We start from the raw sequence: 1103 nt of genomic DNA on the forward strand, positions 1-1103 counted from the left end.
AGCCGGACACGGTGGAAACACTGGGGGCGCGGATCGCGTCGCTCAACACTCGGATCGCGTCGCTGAACGGCCTCATTGCGACGCTGCGCGGTCAAATCGCCACATTGGCGGCCACCAATGCGACACTCATGCAGGGCCGCGCCGCCCAGCAGGTGCAGATAGAGCAAAAAACAGCCCACGTGGCACGGCTGGAGCAACAGGTCTCTGATCTGAACGGTGACCTGCGAGAGAAGGGGGATGAACTGGAGGCTCTCACGGGGCCGCTCTCTGTGGCCATAGGCGATGCAGGCAGAATGCGCCGCATCGATATCACCTCATCGTCGGGAGATGTTTTCAACGCGATGTTTGAGTGGCACACGCTCGCCCGCACCGGCAGTGATGCCAACAGCACCATCAATATGGATACGACAACCTGGGGGCATGTCCGTAAAACGCCAGAGGGCGGATACCGCTCAAGCGGCATCCTCGCAGGCGAGAACGGAAAAATCTACTGGACTGCCACTTCGACACTCATCCCAAGTAGCGGCTTCCATGTGATGCGCTATGAGTTCTGGAGTGCTGCGGCGTTCGGCGAACTGTATTTTGGGCTATATGCAGACATCGATATCGGCAATAACCCCGGTGGAAACGCCCTCATCGTCGGCGGACCGGGTCATCCCAACCGCCTGCTGGTCACTGACAGCACAGACCCGACGTTGGGTGTGGCTCTCGGCCTGCGCAACCTGCGAAACGCCCGACCTGTCGGTTGGTTGGGCAGCCCCGGTCAGTACTACCACTGGGGCGCACACATACTTCACAGCACGCGCCTGGTGGGCGCTGACCCAAGCTGGGGGCAATTCATCCCAGACGTCGACACGTACGGGGTCGCCGATGGGTACGGCCCTGCCGATGTTGGCCTGAGCCTGGGCATCCGGATTGCTCCATCGGCGAAGCTGGCGAGCTTTGAGATCACACTGGTCGGCGCACCGGACGGACATATTGAATAAAAACCAATTTCCCGCAGGAATGGTCCTGCGGGATTGATCGCTGCTCGGAAATGAACACAAAGAAAAGCCGGGGTTTGGTCCCCGGCCAATGAAATCACATGAGGTACATCAAATGAA

1 protein-coding gene is annotated in these 1103 nt (G+C 59.6%); it reads left to right on the plus strand.

All coding sequences use genetic code 11. The features are described 5' to 3' along the window. The coding region (locus ACOCD2_RS21325) for a hypothetical protein (protein ID WP_293650420.1) at positions 1–986 on the plus strand (986 nt) is incomplete at its 5' end. Positions 987–1103: the final 117 nt, after the last annotated feature.

The sequence above is a fragment of the Thiolapillus sp. genome, assembly GCF_048562965.1.
GTDB classification, from domain to species: Bacteria; Pseudomonadota; Gammaproteobacteria; order Chromatiales; family Chromatiaceae; genus Thiolapillus; species Thiolapillus brandeum_A.